Here is a 22,174-nt window from a genome sequence, read left to right as displayed (position 1 = left end):
GGACGACATAACATCCGGCGAGTATGAAAAATACTACCGGGAAATGTATAGAAATCGGTAAATGACCGATACCGAGAGTAGCTATTTTGCCTTGTTGCGCCACGGGCTACGTACGCGGATGCTGCAGGAAGCGCCTGCCGGTTTGTCCGCCGACCGATGGCAGGAAGTTTACCGACTCGCAGCCAGGCAGGGAACGGCGGCGCTGGTCTGGGATGCATTGCAGGAGTTGCAGGCCGGAAAGCAGTTGCCGCATGCCCTGCGCCTGCAATGGGCCTATCATGTGGAGCAGATAGAACGGCGCTACGAAAAGCAAAAGGAGGCACTTGCCGACCTCGCGGGATTTTACGCCGGACATGCTATTGCGCTGATGCTCCTGAAAGGGTACGGATTGAGCCTTTGCTATCCGCGTCCCGGGCATCGGCAGTGCGGTGACATCGATATTTGGCTGTTCGGAAAACAGCGTGAAGCGGACGAGCTGCTGCGCCGGGAGCGGCATATCCGGATTGACGAAGACAAGCATCACCATACGGTCTTTTTCGTCGACGGAATCATGGTCGAGAACCATTATGACTTCCTCAATGTCCACTCCCATGCATCCAACCGGGTAATCGAGCGGTTGCTGAAACAGTATGCCGAAACGCCGGGCGGGCAGGTGCGGGTCGGGGATGCGGAGATTTACCTGCCTGGGCCGCGTTTCAACGCCCTATTCCTGTTGCGTCATGCCGCCGTGCATTTCGCCGCTGCGGAAATCGGGATAAGGCATCTGGCCGACTGGGCGATGTTCATCCGCCGTTACCATGCGATGATCGACTGGCCGGAGCTGCGCGCGGCGGCCCGACGGGTGAATATGCACCGGTTCCTGTGGTGCATGAACGCCCTCGCAATCGATTACCTGGGGCTGGATGCGGTATTGCTCCCGCCTTTCGAGCGGAATGCGAAGCTGGAAACCCGGGTGCTGAACGATATTTTGCATCCGGAGTTCGGTGGTAAATTCCCCGAAAAGGGATTCTTCCGGATTGTCGGATTCAAAATGCGTCGTTGGCTGGCCAACCGCTGGAAACACCGGATTGTGTACCGCGAAAGCCTTGCCGGGACATTTTTCAGGCAGGTATACAGCCACCTGCTGAAACCCCGGTCGTTCGCCCGCTGAACCCCGTGCGGTTTTCTGCCGGGACAGCGGGATACACAGCCGGATTTGGAAATGAAGCAGTTATGAAATATTTATTCTTTTGGGCGATATTCCTCGTCCTGTTCTATATTTTTCTGTGGTGGGCCGTCCGCCGGACTCCGGTGACGAAAGACGACGAGAAAGAGGTACGTCGTATTTCCCGCCTTCTGGAACTTCTCAACGGGAAATGGAATTCCCGGTAGGTTTGACAAATTTAATCGGACAATAATGTACAAATTCTTATTCGTGTCCCTGTTGCTGTTGGGGCTGACAGGCACGGCACAGGCCCAGATGAGCGATCAGCAGGTCGTGGACTATGTGAAAAACGGCATAAGCGCCGGGAAAGATAAAAACCAGATCGGCAGGGAACTGGTGGTGCGCGGAGTGACGCAGTCGCAGTTGGAACGCCTCAAAGTCCAGTATGAGGAGGGAAAGGCCGGCGACGCCGGGGTGCCCGACGTGATTGCCGGGTCGCGGCAGCGGAAAAGCCCGGCGGACGATGCGGTTCCGGGGGTGGCGGACAGCTTGTCTGCGGCACCGGCAGCCGTGGCCGGCCGGAACCCGTCCCGTCCCGTTTTCGGACGTAATGTTTTCAACCGCACGAACCTGACTTTCGAGCCGAACGAAAATGTCGCCACCCCCGAGCATTACAAATTGGGGCCGGGCGACGAGGTAATCATCGATATCTGGGGGGCCAACGAAACGAATATCCGCCAGCAAATATCGCCGGAAGGGAATATCATGGTTTCTCAGATAGGGCCGCTCTACCTGAACGGGCTGACCATCCGGGAGGCGAACGAGAAAGTGAGGGAGGTCTTTGCCCGGAAATACGCCGGGGTTGCGGGTGACGAGCCGGAATCGCAGGTGCGGATAACACTCGGCCAGATCCGGACAATACAGATCAATGTCATGGGCGAGGTCGCTGTGCCCGGGACGTACCGCCTGTCGTCGTTCGCGACGGTGTTCCATGCCCTGTACAGGGCGGGCGGCGTGACGGATATCGGCAGCCTGCGGAACATCCAGGTTATGCGCGGCGGCAAGCAGTTCGCCGGACTGGACGTATACGGTTACCTGCTCGAGGGCAAGACGACCGACGACATTCGTCTGCAGGAGGGCGATGTCATCGTGGTGCCGCCCTATGAGGCTCTGGTGAGTGTCGAGGGAAAAGTCAAGCGTCCGATGTATTATGAGATGAAGAAGGGAGAAACGCTGGGTACGTTGATAGACTATGCGGGCGGATTTACCGGGGATGCCTATTCGAAAGAGGTGCGCCTTGTGCGCCGGACGGGCCGGGAGTACCGCTTGTTCAACGTCGACAAATCGGACTATGCCGGTTTTGAACTGGACGACGGGGACTCGGTTTCCGTCGGAACTATCCTGAACCGGTTCGCCAACCGGGTGGAGGTACGGGGTGCCGTTTACCGGGAAGGCATGTACGAACTGGGCGAAGATATGAATACGGTCAGGCAGCTCATCGACCGTGCCGACGGATTGAAGGGGGATGCATTCCTGGCCCGCGCGCTGCTGTACCGCGAACACGAAGATTTGTCAATAGAAACGGTTGCCGTTGATTTGAAAGGCGTTATCAACGGTACCGTGCCGGATATATCCCTGCGGCGGAATGATGTGCTGGAGATTGCAAGCGTCCGTGACTTGGAGGAGAAAGGGGCGTTCCGAATCGAAGGTTTGGTGTCCCGCCCGGGGGTATATCCTTTTGCAGACAATACGACGCTGGAAGATTTGATTATTCAGGCCGGCGGCCTGTTGGACGGTGCTTCGACGGTCAGGGTCGACGTGGCGCGCCGATTGAAAGACCCGAAGAGCCTGGAGGCCTCCAGTGCGTTGAGCGAAGTGTTTTCTTTCGCCGTCAAGGACGGTTTCGTAATAGAAGGGACGCCCGGGTTCGTATTGCAGCCCTACGATATGGTCGAAGTCCGCAAGAGTCCGGCCTATCAGGTGCAGCGGCGCGTCAGCATCGACGGCGAGGTCGTATTCGCCGGCGGATATACGCTGATTCAGAAAAACGAACGGATTTCGGATCTGGTGAAACGTGCCGGCGGGGTTACCGATGACGCCTATGTGCGCGGGGGCCGCCTGATACGGGAGATGAACGACGAGGAACGCGCTGTGCGGGACGAGGTGGTGCAACTGGCCAGACGCAACAGCGGAGCGGACTCCTTGGCCGTCGAGAAGCTGCAGATGAACGACCGCTACACGGTGGGTATCGAACTGGACAAGGCGCTGGCCAATCCGGGCTCGGACTACGATATGGTTTTGCGCGAGGGCGACCGGTTGGTCGTGCCCGAGTATGTCAGCACCGTGAAAATTTCGGGTGAAATCATGAAGCCGAATACGGTATTGTTCATCAAGGGCGAAAAATTGAAATACTATATCAGCCAGGCCGGAGGATACGGCAGCCGGGCGAAAAAAGGGAAAGCCTACATCATCTATATGAACGGTACCATGTCGCGGGTAAAAGGGCAGGGGAAGGCCCGGATAGAGCCCGGGTGTGAAATCGTCATACCCGGTAAACGCGCCCGCAAGGGGATGAGCCTCGCCGAAATCATGGGGCTGACAACCTCCGCCGCATCGGTAGGAACGATGGCGGCGTCAATCGCGAACATGGCCAAGTAGGGGCGTGAGCCTGTTTCTGTAAACTATTCAATATCGAAAGGAATGGAAGATACCAATACGCCGGAACGCCCTGTGCGGCCGGTACGTGAGGGCGAAATCGATTTGCTGGAGTTGGGGCGCAAAGCCTGGACGGGGAGGCGATTGATTCTCAAGTGCTGCGGCATAGCTGCGGCGGTGGGGTTGATCGTAGGATTCAGCATCCCGAAAGAGTATACGACGACGGTCAAACTGGCGCCTGAAATAACGTCGGCCAAAAATTCGCTGGGCGGGTTAAGCGCCCTGGCCAGCATGGCCGGAGTCAATATGGGCAGCAGCGGAAGTGCCGATGCCGTCTATCCCGGGCTGTATCCCGACGTGGTGGCGTCCGTGCCCTTCGCGGCGGAGTTGTTCCGTGTGCAGGTGGCGACCCGTAAGGGCGATGTGGAAACGGATGTGTACGACTACCTGCTCAACCATACGAAAAGACCGTGGTGGAGCGCGGTTATCTCCCTGCCGTTCAAGGCCGTGGGGTGGGTGATGTCGTGGTTTGCGGAGGATAAGCCGGCCGCGGAGCGCGGGGAGGTGGATACGTTCCGGCTGACGCGTAAGCAGAACGCCGTCGTGAAGATGCTGAACAGCCGGATCAATGTGATCGTCGATAAGAAATCGGTCGTGACGCTTTCGGTGACGATGCAGGATCCGCTGATTTCTGCGACCCTGACGGATACGGTTTTGTCGAATCTGCAAAATTACATTACGGCATACCGTACGGACAAGGCGCGGCGGGATCTGACCTTCACCCAGAAACTCTTCGACGAGGCACAGCGGGAGTATTACGACGCACAGCAGAAATATGCACGTTACATGGATGCCAACCAGGATGTGATTCTGCGGAGCGTGCGCACCGAACAGGAGCGTTTGCAGAACGAAATGAACCTGGCTTACAACATTTATAACCAAATGGCCGGGCAGCTGCAGATGGCCCGGGCCAAAGTTCAGGAGAGCACGCCGGTATATACGGTGTTGCAGCCGGCCAGTGTGCCTGTAAGTGCATCCAAACCCTCGAAGATGTTGATTCTTGCCGGATTCATATGCCTGGGCGGAATCATCGGGTGCGCATGGGTATTATTTGGAAAGGATGCTGTAAAGCAGTTAAAAAAAGAATAGAGCATTCATAATGGTTGCTACGTCGCGAACCGCAAAAAGCGTTAAGAACAGTGCGGTGGCGTTGGGGTTTTATTTTATCAACCTTGTCCTGCAGTTCTTTTCTCGCAAGGTTTTTCTCGATCATCTCGGCGCCGAGGTTTTAGGCCTGAACACCACGGCTACGAACCTGCTGCAGTTTCTCAATCTGGCTGAACTCGGAATCGGTACAGCCATTGCCTGCACATTGTACAAGCCGTTGTTCGACAAAGATACCACGGCGATTAATGAGATCGTGTCGTTGCAGGGATGGATGTATCGTCGTATTGCTTGGGTCGTGATTGCCGGCAGTACGGTGTTGATGGCTTTTTTTCCTTGGATTTTTGCCAAGATGCCGCTGCCTTTGTGGTATGCCTATGCTTCATTTGCTGTGCTGTTGGTCAGCGCCCTGTTGAGTTACTTCGTGAACTACAAACAGATTGTACTTTCGGCTGATCAGCAGGAGTATAAAATCCAGTATAGCTATAAGGCTGCGATTCTGGTGAAAACCTTATTTCAGATTTTCGCTGTTAAGTATTTTGACAACGGATATGTCTGGTGGCTGGTGCTTGAGGTGGTCTTTGCTGTAATCGCCTCGGTGGCGCTTAATTGGATTGTTCGCCGGACCTACCCCTATCTCGAAACGAGTATTTCGCTGGGCAGGCGGTTGAACCGGAAATATCCGGATATTATCACGAAGATAAAACAGCTGTTTTTTCATAAGATAGGCGGTTTTGCTCTTGCACAGACCAGTCCGATTATCATATATGCATATGCATCGTTGTCTCTCGTGGCCCTTTACGGTAACTATATGCTTATTGTTATGGGTGTTACCTCGCTGATGACTGCTTTATTCAACAGCATGAATGCCGGTGTGGGAAATCTGGTCGCAGAGGGCGACAGGAAACAAATCATGAATGTATTCGAAATGCTTTTTTCTGTCCGGTTTCTATTGGTGTGTATCCTCTGTTTTGGAGTATATACGCTGACACCTGCATTTATTACACTTTGGATTGGAGCAGAATATATACTCGACGATGTGACGCTGGCCCTTATGGTCGCTATTATGTTTATAAACCTTTCCCGTCTGACTGTCGATGCTTATATCAATGCCTATGGTTTGTTTCAAGATATCTGGGCGCCGATAGTAGAAGCATCCATTAATGTCGTTATGTCGGTCTTGCTGGGATATTTTTTCGGACTTCACGGAATTCTTGCAGGTGTTCTGATAAGTTTAATTCTGATCGTTTTTTGCTGGAAGCCTTACTTCCTCTTTCGTGATGGATTCAAAGTAAGATTCAGAAGATATATGATAATGTATTTAAAACATGTCCTGGTTGCAATTGCGGCTTTCATTATTGTCCGAATCGTTCTGGCGCAAATTATTTTGGCGCCGGAAACTTCTTTCATGCGATTTATTTTCACCGGCATGGTTTATATGCTGATTTTCGGCTTTGTAACGACTTTGGGATTATATTGGGCGACGAAAGGAATGAAAAACTGTGTTTGCCGTATTTTTAGGCGTTAAAAATGAGGCGTACCAGGTAGCTTTGCCCCCCCCCTCCCATTCGGGTTATTCTTTAATTGTCAAACAGCGGGTCGCGAACTTTAAGAGATGGAACAGCAGATTTATTATGTAGATACATTTGGAGTGCGCCAGACACATGAAGTGTATAACGCGGCATTGCTGGAAATGTGTGTCTTGATTTTCGGCCAAGTTGAGTGCCGATTGTCGTGCAGCAGTTATGTTAATATGAAGACTTTGCTCGACGAAGAAACGCTTGCAAAAGTCCGCTATGAACCTGTTTTTGTTCCTGAAGGGAATGGGCGTCTTTCATTATTGTGGCGTTATCTATGTGGCGCATGGAATATTTGGAAATACCTGTGGTGTATTCCGGTGGGTGCTTTACTTGTTATTCCCTATAATAATGTATTTGCACTACGGGTACTGAATTTTTTGAATAAATTTCGGAAGCGCAAAATAATCGTCTGTTGTCACGGTGAATTGGAATATCTGACGCATGACCGTACTCCACAAGGAATCCTAACGAAACTTATTGCCCGTTTGGTCCGTTCTTTTTTCCGAAATCCCAGAATTCGAATTGCAGACAACCTTTATTTTTCAATTTTAGGAGAAAAGTTAAAAGAGAATTTGGCATCTTATATCTCTACGGATAAAATAGAGCGTTTCATAGTTTTTGACCATCCCTGTCTTGCCAGTAGAAATCCGCAGTCCGATTCTTATACATCCGGTAGAATAAGCATCAGTACGGTGGGGACGCTGAACAAACAAAAAGGGGCCGATGCTTTTCTAGAATTTGTCAAGGCTATCCCTGATGATTATCGTTTGCGTCTGTCAATTTCCGTGACAGGGCATGTCGCTGGTGTAGATAATGAATATCTTGCGACATTGGGGGTGGCGACGTTGCCTGTAAATTGCCAAATGTCCCGCGAACAGTTGATTCACAGGCTTGCTAAAGCCGATTATCTGCTTTTTCTCCATTCGCGGGAAACATATGCTGTGACTGCGAGTGGTGCTGTAATGGATGCCATTACGCTTGGAAAGCCTATTATTGCATTGGAAAATGATTATTTTAACTATTTGTTCTCTAAATATGGGAGATTTGGTGTCTTGGCGCCGTCTCCGATGGTTATGGTAGAACAACTTACCGAAATTCTCAATGGAAGGTTTGTTCCTGACACCGATTTTATTAATATCCGCCAGCAGCTTTCTCCGGTATCCGTGGCCCGACAATTACGGGAACAACTCATACGGATTGGATTTATTTATTGTTAAGATCGTGATGTTGAAACTTATTGCCAGAAGTTTAAAATAATACATTCCTGATGATTTCAGTCATTATCTTTTTCGTCATTTGTATTGCCTTTAGCCTCTGGAATCCTCCATATGAAAATCAACGGGCAAAAATAATATACTGGACATTCTGTCTGGCAGCAGTGCTTATTGTCGGCTTTCGCGGTGAGATCGATAAGGATTATGCCGCTTATGACGAAATGTTCCGAACAAACTGGTTGCTGGTCGAGCCTACGTTTTTAGTAATCCGGTTTCTGGTGCGGGACCTCTTTGGAGGAAATGTCGTCGGTTTGATGTTGGTTTATGCACTGATTGGTATACCCCTTAAATTCATTGCTATCGAGCGTTATTCGGCTTTTGTCTTTCCGAGTTTGCTCATATGGATTGGAAATCTGATGATTCTGCAGGATATGACACAAATACGTGCTTCCGTAGCATGTGGTATTCTGCTGCTTTCGATAAAGTCCCTTTACGAAAAAAACTGGAAGCAATATTTCATGTTTGTATTGCTTGCTACGATGTTCCATGCATCGGCTTTGCTGATGATTCCGTTGTGGTTTCTGTCCGGGAAACAAATTAATCGCTATACTTGGTCGGGAGTTATCTTGGGCGGGTATACTCTCTCTTTATGCGGTATTTACTTTACCTCGTTGTTATCGTTTATTCCCATTGATTTCGTACAGAGTAAAATAGATATATATAGCGTAGAAATTACGGATGACGGAGGTGCCAATATTTTTGGAACATTCCAAATGACCCGAATTGCTCTTTTTTTGATTCTTTTGTGGAACGTCCGTAAAATAGCGATTTTTAACCGTTATGCTCCTTTACTGTTGAAGATCATGGCTTGTGGTCTAGCAGCTCTCCCACTTTTTAAAAACAGTCTGGTCGCCGGGCTTCGCATTACGGAACTATTGACCTGTGTAGATATTCTGCTTTACCCGATGCTGCTTTACCTTATTCCGTTTCGTATGGTGGGTGAGTGGATTATAGTAGGGTATAGTGCCGCCATTATATATGGCCGTCTTTTTATCGAAGAGTTACTTAAATAATATTAGTTATGCCTAATCTGACCATGACATTTCTTTACATGGAGCGCGAGCATGTTGGCAAGGATGTCACTTGTGTGCCCGATTACCTCGGGCGGGCGCTCGGATGCAAGGTTGAGATTGTGTCGCTCACAAGCGCAACAAACCGCGATTTTCCCGTTGAGCTCGACGGAATACGGTACCGGTTTCTTTTTCGTCGCGGCGACCGGGGCAATGGCTGGTACAAACTTGTGTTTTTCTGGTGGTATCTGATTCGGCATGCGAAGAAAATCGACATTTTAATGCGATTTCATTATTCTGTTCAGACTGTAATCGAGGCTATTCTTTACAAGGTTTTTAATCCCCGGGGGAAAGTATATGTTAAATGCGATACCAATCAGCATATTATTGAAAAATTTCCCAACTCCTCTTCCTGGGGATGGAATCCGGGTGAATGGGTCAGGCGTTGTTTGTACAGGATGGCAATCAGAAAGATTGATGTCATATCGTGTGAAACGATGGAGGCGTTTCATACCATGTCTGAAAGTAGTTCTCCTTATTTAGCTTTTGGAGATAAACTGGTCTTTGCTCCCAATGGATTCGATGAGCGCCTGCGGAGCCGCCTGGGGGTTATTCCGAAACCTTTTCCCGAAAAAGAAAATATCATGCTGACGGTCGGGCGGCTTGGAACTGAAGAGAAAAATACCGAAATGCTCCTTAAGGCTTTGGAAAAGCTTGAGCTGCAAGATTGGAAATTTTATTTTATCGGTTCTGTCGAACCACATTTTAAAATAGAAATTGACCGTTTTTTCAAAACACATCCGGATAAAAAGGACTCGTTGATTTTTATAGGGGCAATTTTCGATAAACGGACTTTATGGGAATATTATAATCGGGCCAAAGTATTTGTTCTTACTTCGCGCTGGGAAAGTTACGGACTTGTTTTAAATGAGGCCAAACGGTTTGGTTGCTATCTGGTGTCGACCGAAGTCGGTGCTGCTCACGATTTGATTGAAGGAAAATACGGAGAGTTTATAAAGCAAGAGGATTTTGCTCATTTGCAAGATGTATTACAGCATATTATTGATGGAAAGACAGTTGTTGACGTATATAATAATTCCGATTTACAGGAGCTGTCCTGGCAAAGCGTACTGTGTCCAGTTATTGAGAGATTAAAAAAATAGATGTATGGCGGTCAATATCTTGTGTGTTGTCGTATTATACAAAATGCAATTGAATCGGTCCGCATCCTTTCTGTCTCTTTACAGGCAGGTGGGGGATTGTGATGCAACTGTCGATTTTTTCATTTATGATAATTCCCCGTTGGCAGATGTCGGGCTTTCTGAATTCCCAGACATACATTATTTCCATTGTCCGGGAAATACGGGTTTGGGAGCCGCCTATAATGCGGCAGCCCGTTATGCAGAAGAAAAGGGGTTTGACTGGGTGTTGTTATTGGATCAGGATACTGTCCTACCCGATAATTTTCTCCAATCTTATGTGAAGGCTATTCAGGAGAATCCGGGAATCCAGGTGTTTGCGCCACGGGTGTCATTGTCTGGTAAAAGTTTGTTGTCGCCCATGAAGCGTTGGAGAAAACAGGCTACGCATTTGGTTGCAGAAAAGACTTATCCCATCCGGCAGTATTTGGTTATCAATAGCGGGTTGTGTGTGAAAACCTCATTGTTTATGCAAAGTGGTGGATACGATGAGAAGGTATGGCTGGATTTTGCCGATATGCAATTTATCCGGAAATTGTTGCATGTCGGTGTCCGGTGTTTCTATCTTTTGTCTTGTGAGTGTATGCAGCACTTTTCCAATTTGGAAACTGATCCGGAAAAATTGAAACAGCGGTTCGATATCTATATTGCCTGTGCCCGGAATTGTGAATATTATGATATGGCGGACTGGATATTCAGGCAATATTGTGTCTTGTCACATACAATAGGTTTGACGATCCGTACCCGAAGTGTTTATTTTTTGAAATGTTTTTTTACCCGCTATTTATTTTAGTGCTGAATATTTTACGTGTATAATAAATGCGGGATTTTTCTCGCGCATTGCTACACGTAGGTTGTCAATGAATGAGTCTCATGATCTCTGTCTGTGTTGCTACATATAACGGTGAAAAATATATTCGCGAACAACTCGTTTCCATTATTGCCCAATTAGGCCCAAACGATGAAGTAATCGTATCCGATGACGGATCGGTTGACTGTACACTCGATATCATTTCTGGAATAGGCGATTCCCGTATCAGGGTTTTGCATCATGACAAGTTGGTGCGGTTTCCCCATACTTTTGATTATACGACACACAATGTTGAAAATGCCTTGTATCATGCAAAGGGGGATTTTATTTTTTTGGCGGACCAGGATGACGTATGGCTTCCGGGCAAGGTGAACGTCATGAGTTCGGCGTTGCGCGACCATCTGCTTGTCCTCTCGGACTGCAAGGTCACTGACGCCTCTCTACGGATCATGCATGAATCTTATTTTGAACTTAACGATTCGCGGCCCGGAGTGCTTCGTAATCTCATACGCAATTCGTTTCTCGGGTCGTGTATGGCCTTTCGTCGGGAGTTGCTCGATAGTGCCTTGCCTTTTCCTGCTCATACCGTTCCACACGACATCTGGCTTGGGCTGCTGGCTTGCCTGCGCGGGAAGGTCGCTTTTGTAAATCAGCCCCTTTTATTTTATCGAAGGCACGAGGCGACTGTGTCGAGTTCCTGTAGGCAAAGTTCTTTTTCGCTCATGTTCAAGGTGAAATACCGATTATTATGTTTTTGGGCCTTGTTGAAAAGACATTGGGGGATTTCGTCTTTTTTTAATCCTGTATCATGAAAAAAATTCTTCATATTTCGAAATTCTATCCGCCGTATATAGGCGGGATTGAAACTGTGTGCCACGAAATTATCGTGCATTCGCATCGGTATCAGCATCGGGTTGTCTGCTTCAATGGCGATAGGGACAGTATGAACGATGTGTACGAAGGTGTTGAAATAACCAGGGTAGGGCCTTTTGCCAGTGTGGCCAGCCAGCCTGTTTCTTTTTCTTATTTTGGCCGATTGAAAAGACTGATTTCATCTTTCGAACCGCATATCATCCATTTTCATGCTCCCAATCCGCTGGTAAGTCTTTATCTGCTTCTCGTGATTCCGCGGCGGTGTAAACTGATTGTTCACTACCATGCCGAGATATGCACGTCGAAAATGCTCTATGCCTGCTACCGGCCAATCGAACAGTGGTTGTTCCGGCGGGCAGATGTTATTATTGCCACGAGCCCTAAATTGCAGACTGATGCGGCAGCCCTTGGTAAATTTCAGAAAAAGTGTACCGTGGTCGAAAATGTGATTACGACCGATGATCTGGATATATCGCCTGATGACGAAAAACGCATTGAGGAGTTAAAACGGCGTTTTGGCAATAAACCGGTCGTGCTCGCTTTCGGTCGGCATGTCCCGTATAAGGGGTTCGAATACCTGATAGAGGCTGAAAGGATGATAAAAAACGATTGTGTGGTCGTAATCGGCGGAGAGGGCCCTTTAACAGAGGAGCTGAAAGCCATGTCGGATTCTCCGCGCATCCATTTTGTCGGGCGAATTCCCGACGACGAGTTGAAACTATATCTGCATGCAGCATCCGTATTTGCTTTCCCGTCGATAACTTCTGCCGAGGCATTCGGGATCGTCTTGTTACAGGCCATGTATTGTAAAACTCCGCCTGTTACTTTTACGATTCCTACATCGGGGGTGAATTTCGTCAATCTGAACGGGGTGACCGGAATCGAAGTGGAAAACGGGAATGCGGCTGCTTTTGCCGGGGCCGTCGATATGTTGCTGTCTGATTCCGAGATGCATGCGGGAATGGGAGCCGCCGGCCGTGAGCGTGTGATACGGAATTTTACGTGGGAAAGCATCGATGCCAAAATAGCGGAAATATACGATTCCCTATAGCCGGGGGCTGTCCGATGGAAATTTCGGAAACGACCGGTTTTGCCGGCAATTAATGGACGGACTTTATAAAGTCCGTCCATTTTTTTATTCGAACCGGATGAACAGCCGGCCGTCGGTCAGGCAGTGGGGGCAATACGGGTCGCAGTAGTCCGCGGCGTAGATGTTTCCGCATACGGGGCAGACCAGATAGCTCTCCGCGGGGTTGTCGGACTGATCGGAGGCCGGAGATGCGCCGGCTTCATTTCCCGGGGCGGCGCTTATGCCGGGTGTGTGGCCGGTGTGGGTTTGGGCTCCGGGTGCCGTCCTGCGGCAGCGTGCGATCAGCGCCAGGTGCCGGACATCCCCTGCACGTGCCCAGATTAAGGTGCGGGCCGCATAGCGGTTGCCTTTGGCGAGCGCCCGGCCGATGTCGTCCGTGGAATGCGTTTCGAGCGTGCGGCGTTCGTAGTCGATGCTTCGTTGCAGGTTGCTGTCGGTCGTGCCGTGGAACACCGTGACTTTTACCGGCGGAGTGTAGTTGCCGCCGGACCGCACGATTACGTCTGCGCAGTTGTATTCGTGCAGCCGTTCGGCGAACGCCATGGCGCGGAACAGCCGTGCGGCATCGTGCCGATGCTCTTTCGCAGCGATGTCCGCAAAGTGGTCGAACTGTGCCGATTGGATGTGTTTACGGCGGCAGCATGCGTCCAAATCCGACAGGATTTCCTCCCACGGCGAGTGCTGCGGCGACTTGCGCTCGCGCATCGCTGCGAAGAATATCCAGATGAGGATACATGTCGATACCACGAATAACAGCAGTACCAATAACGGGCGGACTTTCATAGGCTTGCAATGGAGTGAATTCTTTTGGGGGATTTATTCCCGCGAATGCATTTTTTATGCCAGAGGAGCCTGCACCGTATGCCCTGCGGGGTGTCGCACGGGGTTTCGTGCCGGACGTGTCGGCATGGACTGCAGCCCGGCGGGCAAAGCAAAAGGCGGAACACGAAAGGTTCCGCCTTTTACCGTATGCCGGTGTGCTTACAGCCGGGCCTTGATGGCTTTCGACGCCTCTTCGTAGCCGGGTTTGTCCAGCAGGGCGAACATGTTCTTCTTGTAGGCCTCCACGCCGGGCTGGTCGAACGGATTGACGCCGAGCATATAGCCGCTGATGCCGCAGGCTTTTTCGAAGAAGTAGAGCAGGGCGCCAATGGCGTGCTCGCCGATTTCCGGGATTTCGATGCGGATATTGGGCACGCCGCCGTCCACATGCGCCAGTTGCACGCCCAGTTCGGCCATGCGGTTGACCTCCGAGATGCGTTTCCCGGCCAGGAAGTTGAGGCCGTCGAGGTTTTCCCCGTCGGCTTCGATAATCACTTCATGTGCGGGTTTGGCTACCGAGATGATGGTTTCGAACAACGTGCGCTCGCCGTCCTGGATATACTGCCCCATCGAGTGCAAATCGGCCGTCAGCGTGACGCTTGCCGGGAAGATGCCCTTGCCGTCCTTACCTTCGCTTTCGCCGTAGAGCTGTTTCCACCACTCGTTGATATACTGGAGTTTGGGCTCGTAGGAACCGAGAATTTCGATTTTCTTGCCTCCGTTGTAGAGTTCGTTGCGCACGGCGGCGTAGATGGCAGCCGGGTTCTTTTCGAACGGCGTGCCGTCGGCCGTCGCACGCTCCATCTCCTGCGCGCCGCGCACCAGTTCGGCGATGTCGACGCCGGCTGCGGCCAGCGGCAGCAGGCCTACGGGCGTGAGCACCGAGAACCGTCCGCCCACGTCGTCGGGAATGACGAACGTCGGGTAACCCTCGTTGGTGGCGAGCGTCTTCAGCGCCCCGCGCGCCTTGTCGGTAATGGCCACGATACGCTCGGCAGCCTCTTTCTTGCCGTAGCGTTTCTCGATTTCGGCCTTTATCAGGCGGAATGCGATGGCCGGTTCGGTCGTCGTACCCGATTTGGAGATGACGATGGTTGCGATTGAATACTCCTTGACGGCTTCGAGCAGTTCGTAGGTGTAATCCTCGGAGATGTTCTGGCCTGCGAAGAGCACCGTGGGGGCCGTCTGCTTTTTGTGCAGGAACTTGAACGAATCGCTCATGGCCTCGAGTACGGCCTTGGCGCCCAGGTACGAACCGCCGATGCCGATGCAGATGATGACTTCGGCTTTCGCGCGGAGTTTTGCCGCCTGCTTTTCGATGGCCTCGATGTCGGCCGCCGAAATCGACGAGGGGAGGTGCACCCACCCCAGGAAGTCGTTGCCGGCACCCTTGCCCGACTGCAGCAGTGCGTTGGCTGCCTGTGCCCTGGTCGCGGAGTCGGCCGAAACCGCAATGCCCGTTTTGGAGATGTCTAATTTAATCGTTTCCATGGTATTGTCAAATTAATTTGGTTGTCAGTTCTTTCATGCATTTGCGGGCCGACGCCCCCTGGTAAAGTACGTTGTAGACCATGTCGGCAATCGGCATTTCGACCTTGTGGCGGGCGTTGATGTGGCGGATGCAGTCCGCGGCGAAATAGCCCTCGGCCACCATCGTCATTTCGTTCAGGGCGCTCTTGACCGTGCATCCGTGCCCGATTAGCAGGCCGAGCCTGCGGTTGCGGCTGTATACCGAATAGCAGGTCACGAGCAGGTCGCCCAGGTAGCCCGAAACGAGCGTGTCGCGTTCCGCCGGATAGCTCTCTTCGAGAAACCGGCGCATCTCTCCGGCGCTGTTGGCGATTAGCACCGCGAGGAAGTTGTCGCCGTAGCCCAGCCCGACGGCGATGCCGACCGAGAGTGCGTAAATGTTTTTCAGGATTGCGGCATATTCGATGCCGTAAAGGTCGGTCGAGTAACTCAAATGAATGTAGTCCGTTGCGAATTTCGCCCCCAGCATCCGGGCGTTCTCCGGATCGGTGCAGACCACCGTGAGGTAGGAGAGCTTGCCGCGCGAAACCTCTTCGGCGTGCGAGGGGCCCGTGACGATGCCGATTTGTTTGTAGGACAATTCGTAGCGGTCGTGGATGTATTCGACGATGGTTTTGTAGTCGCCCGGGACGATGCCCTTGATGGCCGAAACGATGAATTTGTCGTGCAGCGAAACCGTCAGCGGTTCGAGGAATGTCTTGAGGTAGGCCGAGGGAGTCGCCAGGATGACGATGTCGGCGTCGCGGACTACGGCATCGAGGTCGTCGGAGGGGGCGATGCGCCCGCGGTCGAACTCCACGTCGCTCAAATAGCGGGGATTGCGGCCCTCGGTGAGCAGTCCGTCGAGCACTTCGGGATTGCGGACATACCAGCCTACACGCAATTCGTTGGCTGTGAGCAGCCCGACGATGGCTGTCGCCCAGCTGCCGTAACCGATGACGGCGCAGCGGGCCTCTTTTCCGATTTTATATTCCATGTAAGGAGCGATTGTTTCGGTGTACAAATGTAATCAAAAAAAATAATAAAAAAATGTAAAAATATCCCTCGCTTTTTGCTACCTTTGTCCGGATATGTCATCTTGGGATTGCGATTCCGGCGGAAGGCCGGAACGAACGGCATATATGAAGTTGATAATAAAATAATTAGTGGAAACATAACCGTTGGGTGTTGCATTATGGGACTTTTTTCTTTGACACAGGAGGTGGCCATCGACCTCGGTACGGCCAACACGCTGATAATTTATAACGGCAAGGTCGTCGTCGACGAACCGTCGATCGTGGCCCTCGACGTGCATACGGGCAAACTCGTGGCCATCGGCCATCAGGCGCGCCAGATGCATGAGAAAACCAATCCGAACATCAAAACGATCCGCCCCCTGAAAGACGGTGTGATAGCCGACTTCAACGCTACGGAGCTGATGCTGCGCGGGATGATCAAGAAAGTCAAGACCTCGGGCAGCCTTTTCGCCCCTTCGCTGCGGATGGTGATTTGCATCCCGTCGGGTTCGACCAATGTCGAGATACGTGCCGTGCGCGACTCGGCCGAGCACGCCGGCGGCCGCGAAGTCTACATGATCTACGAACCGATGGCCGCCGCGCTGGGCGCCGGCCTCGATGTCGAAGCGCCCGAGGGCAACATGGTCATCGATATCGGCGGCGGTACGTCGGAGATCGCCTGCATTTCGCTGGGCGGCATCGTCTGCTCCGAGTCGATCAATATCGCCGGCGACGTCTTTACCAACGACATCCAGAGTTACGTGCGCCAGCAGCACAACATCCGTATCGGCGAACGCACGGCCGAAGCCATCAAATGTTCGATCGGCGCCGCCGTTTCCGACTTGGAGGAAGAGCCCGAGGACTTCGTGGTGACGGGCCCCAACATGCTGACGGCCCTGCCGCAGACCGTGTCGTTGAGTTACAGCGAAATCGCCTATGCCCTCGAGAAGTCGCTCACGAAGATCGACGCCGCGCTGATGAAGGTGCTCGAGTCGATGCCGCCCGAGCTTTACGCCGACATCGTGAAGAACGGTATTTACCTGGCGGGCGGCGGCGCCCTCATAAAGGGCCTCGACCGACGCCTGAACGAAAAGACCGGCATTCCGTTCCATGTGGCCGAAGATCCGCTGCGTGCCATTGCACGCGGTACGGGCATCGCACTGAAGAACATCAACCGCTTCTCGTTCTTGATGAAGTAATCTGCCCGCGGAGCGGCTCCGGGATTTCGCCCGCCGAGCGGCCTGCGGGGTGCCGGCAGGTTTGCGCAGTGCGGAGGCCTCCCGGCACAGAAGGCGGAGAAAAAAGGATACGAAACGGACCGGAGTAAAATCCGGCCCATGCGAAATAATGATTGCGGGCCCGGTGTCCGCAATCTCAAATTAACGAGAAACCTTGCGCAAGCTTTTAGAGTTCATCCGGAGTACCTATGTCGTGGTGCTGTTCGTCGTGCTCGAGGCCATAGCCATCAGCTACTACGCCCACTCGACCTACTACACGCAGGCGCGGCTGCTGGCACGCTCGAACCAGGTGGTCGGGGGCGTGCACGGCCTGTTTGCGGGCATCCGGCATTATTTTTCGCTCGGACGGGAGAACCGCAACCTGCTTGCGTATGTGGCCGAGCTCAAAGAGCGGCTCGCCATGTCCGAAGAGATCGGCGACGTGGTGCGGCTCGACAGCTACATGCAGGAACTCGGGGCTTCGAAGTACCGCGTCATGACCGCTTCGGTGATTTCCAATACGGTCAACCGGGCGCAGAACCTGATTGTCCTGAACCGCGGCCGCCGCGACGGGGTCGTCGAGGAGATGGCGCTGCTCGCTTCGGACGGCTCGATGGCGGGCTACGTGGTCGACTGCTCGGAGCGTTATTCGGTGGTGATGTCGGTGCTCAACACCTCATTCCGCGCCAGCGGCAAACTCGTCGGGGACGATTACTTCGGCTCGATTTACTGGGACGGGGTCGACCCGCATACCGTGGTGCTGGACGAATTGTCGAAATATGCCGAGCCGCAGCCCGGGCAGGAGGTCGTTACGACCGGGTTTTCGCAGTATTTCCCGGCCGACGTGCTCATCGGCTGGGTCGAAAGCGCCGAGCTGAACGAAACCCGCACGGCCTATAAGGTGCATGTGAGGCTGGCGGCCGAAATGTCGCGCCTGACGGACGTGATTCTCGTCGAGAACCGCGATATGTCGGAGGTGCGCGGTCTGCAGAACAGTGAAAAAGTAGAACAACATACCCGGCTGAATTAGATGTACAGGACGCTTCCATATTTCATGCTCTTCGTAGTGACGGTGCTTTTGCAGGTTTTCCTGTTCGACAACCTGTCGATCAGCATTTACCTCAATCCGCTCGTCTACGTGGCTTTCATCGCCCTGCTGCCGCTCGATACGCCGCCAATCGTATTGCTGCTGTCGGGCCTGGCCGTGGGCGTGACGATGGACTTTGCGATGGGGGCCGCGGGGGTGAACACCATCGCCACGCTGTTCATCGCGTTCGTCCGTCCGGCGCTTCTCGGGGTGCTGTACGGCCGTGACGACATGCGCGAGGGCGGTATCCCCTGCACCGGCCGCCTCGGTAAGCGGGTGTTTCTGAACTACATCGTCGTGCTGGTGCTGGTGCACCACGCCCTCTTTTTCTCGCTGGAGGCCCTTTCATGGACGCATCTCGTGCGTACGCTGGTGCGTATCGTCGCGAGCAGCGCCGTGTCCGTGGCCTTTGTCTGGATTATCGCCCGGATTTTCACCGCCAAACTTCCCGTCCGCGTATGAGAAACTCCGAGGGTTTCGTCCGGATGCGCACGTTGCAGTGCGTGGTGCTCTTCATCTTCCTGCTGATTGCCGGGCGCCTGGCCTATATCCAGCTTGTCGATTCGCGTTACAACGAACTGGCCAAGGCCAATGTGCTGCGCCATGTCGTGCAGTACCCGCCGCGCGGCGAGGTGTTCGACCGCAACGGGGAATACCTCGTGCAGAGCCGCGAGTGCTACGACCTGATGGTGATTTACAGCGAAATCGACAAACACGGATTCGATACGGCACGCATGTGCGACGTGCTGGGCCTTTCGCGCGAGAAGCTCGAAAAAGAGCTGGCCAACGCCCGGATGCGTCCCCGTGCGCCCCGTGTGGTGACGAATTATATTTCCAAGGAGGACAAGCTCCGGTTCGACGAGTGCAATTTCCGGGGATTCTACACAGTCTACCGCACCGTCCGGCGTTATCCGCGCAAAATCGGCGGCAACCTGCTGGGATTCGTCAGCGAGGTGAATCCCGATTTCCTCAAGCGGAACCCCGAATACAAAGTCGGCGACTATGTGGGCATGGGAGGCGTGGAGTCGGCTTACGAGCCTCTGCTCAAGGGAAAAAAGGGCGTCCGCATCCAGGAGATAGATACCCACGGTGCCATCAAGGGTTCCTACATGAACGGCGTTTACGACTCGCTGCCCGATCCGGGCAAATACATCGTCAGCACCATCGACGCCCGACTGCAACTGTTGGGCGAGGAGCTGATGCGGGGCAAGGTCGGCGCGGCCGTGGCCATCGAACCCTCGACGGGCGAAATCCTGATGATGGTTTCCTCGCCGACCTACGACCCCGACGAACTGGTGGGGCGCGAACGCGGCAACAACTACATGAAAATGCTCGGCAACAAACGCAAACCGCTTTACAGCCGTGCCGTGAAGGCCAAATACCCGCCGGGATCGACGTTCAAACTGGTGCAGGGCCTCATCGGCCTGCAGGAAGGGGTGCTCCGTCCCTCGGACATGCATGTCTGCCACGAGGGCTACCAGGCCGGGCGGCGGCGCATGAAATGCCATGTGCATGCTTCGCCGCTCGATTTGCGCTATGCCGTGGCCACCTCGTGCAACGCCTATTTCTGCTATGTTTTCCGCGATATCCTCGACAACCGCAAATACGAAAACGTCAAGGAGGGTTTCGATGTCTGGAAAGAGTACGTTGAGAGTTTCGGTTTCGGCCGCAAGCTCGGTTCCGACTTCCTCGACGAGGGCAGCGGTTACGTGCCCGACCGTTCGTTCTACGACCGCCAGTACCGGGGCTCGTGGAACTCGCTGACCGTAATCTCGCTCGCCATCGGGCAGGATGCGCTGGGCTGCACGCCGCTGCAGCTGGCCAACCTGGCGGCCATCGTCGCCAACCGCGGCTATTATTACATTCCGCATATCGTCAAGAAAATCGAGGGACAGGATTCGCTCGACCGCCGTTTTTACGAGCGCCATTACACGAAAGTCGACCCTAAACATTTCGAACCGATTGTCGACGGCATGTGGAGGGGCGTCAACGTGGGCGGCACGTCGACCCTGGCGCGCCTCGAAGGGCTCGACGTCTGCGGCAAGACCGGTACGGCCGAAAACCCCCACGGGCGCGATCACTCGACATTCCTGTCGTTCGCCCCGAAGGACAACCCGAAAATCGCCATCTCGGTCTATGTCGAGAACGGCGGTTTCGGCGCCTCGGCGGCCCTGCCTATCGCCAGCCTCTTGGAGGAGTATTACCTGACGGATACGATTCGCCGCCCGGCTTTGCTGGAGCATATCAAGAATATGAACATCTATTATCCCGCCTATGACCGCTAACCGCCATAACAGTATTTTTTACGGGGTCGACCTCTGGACGGTGCTGCTGTATGTGTTGATTGTGGCGGCGGGATGGGTGTCGATTACTTCGGCTTCGTACGACGAGACGGCGGCCGATTTGTTCTCCTTCTCGCACTTCTATATGAAGCAGCTGATGTGGATTGCCGTAGCGTGGACCACGGCGCTCGTCGTGCTGCTGCTCGACGAGCGGTACTACCACATGTTCGCCTATCCGGCCTATTTCGCGGGACTTGTCCTGCTGCTCGGTGCGCTGGTGTTCGGACGCGAGGTCAACGGCGCCAAGGCGTGGTTCGAGTTCGGGTCGCTGCGCGTGCAGCCCGTCGAATTCGTTAAAATCGCCACGGCGCTCGCGCTTGCGCGCGTGATGAGCGCCTACTCGTTCTCGATCAACCGCCCCGGCGATTTGTTCAAGGTGGGCGTGGTAATCTGCATTCCGCTGTTCATCATCATCCTGCAGAACGACACTGGTTCGGGTATCGTGCTCGGCTCGTTCCTCTTCGTGCTCTACCGCGAGGGACTCAATAAGTGGCTCTGCATTCCGGTGCTGCTGATTGCCGCGCTGTTCATCTTCTCGTTCCTGCTTTCGCCCATGACGCTGCTCGTGTCGATTATCCTGGTGTGCACGCTTTCCGAGGCGATGATGAACGGCCTGTGGCGCTCGCGCATCATCTATCTCGCCGGGCTGGCGCTGGCGAGTATCCTGCTCTGCATGGTGATGGGGCTCCTCGCCCCGGGGTTCATGGATCTGCACGCCTGCCTGCTGACCGTGACGCTGTTGTCGCTGGTCGGCGTTGCGGCGTATGCCTACCGCTCGAACCTCAACAACATCTTCATCACGATGGGGCTGTTCCTCTGTACGATGGTTTTCCTGCCCACGACCGACTATATCTTCAACTCGATTCTCAAGCAGCACCAGCGCGACCGCATATTGAGTTTCCTGGGCATCATCAGCGATCCGCTCGGCACGGACTACAATGTCAACCAGTCGAAAATCGCCATCGGCTCGGGCGGTTTCTGGGGCAAGGGTTTCCTGGAAGGAACCCAAATCAAATACGGCTTCGTTCCCGAGCGGCACACCGACTTCATCTTCTGCACGGTGGGCGAGGAGTGGGGCTTCGTGGGGACGATGGCCGTCCTGGCGCTGCTGTGCCTGCTGATTCTACGCCTGATGCGCATGGGCGAGCGGCAGCAGGAGCCCTTCGGCCGCATCTATTGCTATTGCGTCGCGGCGATTCTGTTGTTCCACGTGCTGGTGAACGTGGGTATGACCATCGGCCTGATGCCTGTCATGGGCATTCCGCTGCCTTTCATGAGTTACGGCGGTTCGTCACTGATCGCCTTTACAATCCTATTGTTCATTGCCGTGCGGCTCGATGCGTCGACGCGGCAGTTTTCCCTGAATAAATATTGACAAACA

General features: G+C 53.3%; 19 protein-coding genes. 16 read left to right on the top strand and 3 right to left on the bottom strand.

Going from position 1 to position 22,174, the window contains the following annotated elements:
• The first annotated feature begins 61 nt into the window (after positions 1-61).
• From QZT71_RS04990 to QZT71_RS04940, 11 genes are all read left to right on the top strand, one after another.
• Positions 62-1,150 carry a nucleotidyltransferase family protein gene (locus QZT71_RS04990; RefSeq protein ID WP_295913333.1) on the top strand — a complete coding sequence of 363 codons (1,089 nt, stop codon included), beginning with the start codon at positions 62-64 and terminating at the stop codon, positions 1,148-1,150.
• Between the two features lie 62 nt (positions 1,151-1,212).
• Positions 1,213-1,371, top strand: coding sequence for a hypothetical protein (locus tag QZT71_RS04985; protein WP_295913330.1), 159 nt, complete (start codon positions 1,213-1,215; stop codon positions 1,369-1,371).
• Positions 1,372-1,396: 25 nt separating this feature from the next.
• The gene (locus tag QZT71_RS04980) at positions 1,397-3,802 is read left to right on the top strand and encodes an SLBB domain-containing protein (protein ID WP_295913328.1); all 2,406 of its coding nucleotides are present in this window, start codon (positions 1,397-1,399) and stop codon (positions 3,800-3,802) included.
• A 42-nt stretch (positions 3,803-3,844) separates the two neighbouring features.
• Positions 3,845-4,948: a GNVR domain-containing protein gene (locus QZT71_RS04975; RefSeq protein WP_295913325.1), complete on the top strand. Its 1,104-nt coding sequence runs from the start codon at positions 3,845-3,847 to the stop codon at positions 4,946-4,948.
• A 10-nt stretch (positions 4,949-4,958) separates the two neighbouring features.
• Positions 4,959-6,491 carry a sugar transporter gene (locus QZT71_RS04970; protein WP_295913323.1) on the top strand — a complete coding sequence of 511 codons (1,533 nt, stop codon included), beginning with the start codon at positions 4,959-4,961 and terminating at the stop codon, positions 6,489-6,491.
• A gap of 87 nt (positions 6,492-6,578) precedes the next feature.
• Positions 6,579-7,760, top strand: coding sequence for a hypothetical protein (locus QZT71_RS04965; RefSeq protein ID WP_295913321.1), 1,182 nt, complete (start codon positions 6,579-6,581; stop codon positions 7,758-7,760).
• Between the two features lie 50 nt (positions 7,761-7,810).
• A complete protein-coding gene (locus QZT71_RS04960; RefSeq protein ID WP_295913319.1) occupies positions 7,811-8,830 on the top strand; it encodes an EpsG family protein in 1,020 nt (339 codons plus the stop codon).
• An 8-nt stretch (positions 8,831-8,838) separates the two neighbouring features.
• The gene (locus tag QZT71_RS04955; RefSeq protein ID WP_295913317.1) at positions 8,839-9,990 is read left to right on the top strand and encodes a glycosyltransferase family 4 protein; all 1,152 of its coding nucleotides are present in this window, start codon (positions 8,839-8,841) and stop codon (positions 9,988-9,990) included.
• Between the two features lie 4 nt (positions 9,991-9,994).
• Positions 9,995-10,819, top strand: coding sequence for a glycosyltransferase (locus tag QZT71_RS04950; RefSeq protein WP_295913314.1), 825 nt, complete (start codon positions 9,995-9,997; stop codon positions 10,817-10,819).
• A 71-nt stretch (positions 10,820-10,890) separates the two neighbouring features.
• Entirely contained in the window at positions 10,891-11,649 is a 759-nt protein-coding gene (locus tag QZT71_RS04945; RefSeq protein ID WP_295913310.1) for a glycosyltransferase family 2 protein, read from the top strand.
• Positions 11,646-12,761 (top strand): glycosyltransferase, encoded by a 1,116-nt coding sequence (locus QZT71_RS04940; protein WP_295913302.1) that lies wholly within the window; start codon positions 11,646-11,648, stop codon positions 12,759-12,761. The genes QZT71_RS04945 and QZT71_RS04940 overlap by 4 nt, the downstream gene beginning before the upstream one ends.
• 84 nt (positions 12,762-12,845) lie before the next feature.
• Here the strand turns inward: QZT71_RS04940 and QZT71_RS04935 are convergent, their stop codons facing one another.
• The 3 genes from QZT71_RS04935 to QZT71_RS04925 all read right to left on the bottom strand — a co-directional run bounded on the left by QZT71_RS04935 (position 12,846) and on the right by QZT71_RS04925 (position 16,128).
• The gene (locus QZT71_RS04935) at positions 12,846-13,565 is read right to left on the bottom strand and encodes a rubrerythrin family protein (protein ID WP_295913299.1); all 720 of its coding nucleotides are present in this window, start codon (positions 13,563-13,565) and stop codon (positions 12,846-12,848) included.
• A 216-nt stretch (positions 13,566-13,781) separates the two neighbouring features.
• Positions 13,782-15,113 (bottom strand): glucose-6-phosphate isomerase, encoded by a 1,332-nt coding sequence (locus QZT71_RS04930; protein ID WP_295913295.1) that lies wholly within the window; start codon positions 15,111-15,113, stop codon positions 13,782-13,784.
• 7 nt (positions 15,114-15,120) lie between these two features.
• Entirely contained in the window at positions 15,121-16,128 is a 1,008-nt protein-coding gene (locus QZT71_RS04925) for an NAD(P)H-dependent glycerol-3-phosphate dehydrogenase (protein WP_295913287.1), read from the bottom strand.
• A gap of 198 nt (positions 16,129-16,326) precedes the next feature.
• Between QZT71_RS04925 and QZT71_RS04920 the strand changes: the two genes are divergently transcribed.
• From QZT71_RS04920 to rodA, 5 genes are all read left to right on the top strand, one after another.
• Complete coding sequence (locus tag QZT71_RS04920; RefSeq protein ID WP_295913284.1) at positions 16,327-17,346, top strand: rod shape-determining protein; 1,020 nt, start codon at positions 16,327-16,329, stop codon at positions 17,344-17,346.
• Positions 17,347-17,539: 193 nt separating this feature from the next.
• Entirely contained in the window at positions 17,540-18,394 is an 855-nt protein-coding gene (gene mreC, locus QZT71_RS04915) for a rod shape-determining protein MreC (RefSeq protein WP_295913282.1), read from the top strand.
• Positions 18,395-18,913 (top strand): rod shape-determining protein MreD, encoded by a 519-nt coding sequence (locus QZT71_RS04910; protein ID WP_295913281.1) that lies wholly within the window; start codon positions 18,395-18,397, stop codon positions 18,911-18,913.
• A complete protein-coding gene (locus QZT71_RS04905) occupies positions 18,910-20,736 on the top strand; it encodes a penicillin-binding protein 2 (protein WP_295913277.1) in 1,827 nt (608 codons plus the stop codon). Before QZT71_RS04910 ends, QZT71_RS04905 begins: the two co-directional genes overlap by 4 nt.
• Positions 20,726-22,168 carry a rod shape-determining protein RodA gene (gene rodA, locus QZT71_RS04900; RefSeq protein ID WP_295913272.1) on the top strand — a complete coding sequence of 481 codons (1,443 nt, stop codon included), beginning with the start codon at positions 20,726-20,728 and terminating at the stop codon, positions 22,166-22,168. The genes QZT71_RS04905 and rodA overlap by 11 nt, the downstream gene beginning before the upstream one ends.
• Positions 22,169-22,174 lie beyond the last annotated feature (6 nt).

This window comes from uncultured Alistipes sp. (assembly GCF_902388705.1).
Taxonomy (GTDB): Bacteria; Bacteroidota; Bacteroidia; order Bacteroidales; family Rikenellaceae; genus Alistipes.
This window is presented reverse-complemented; position numbering and strand designations above follow the sequence as displayed.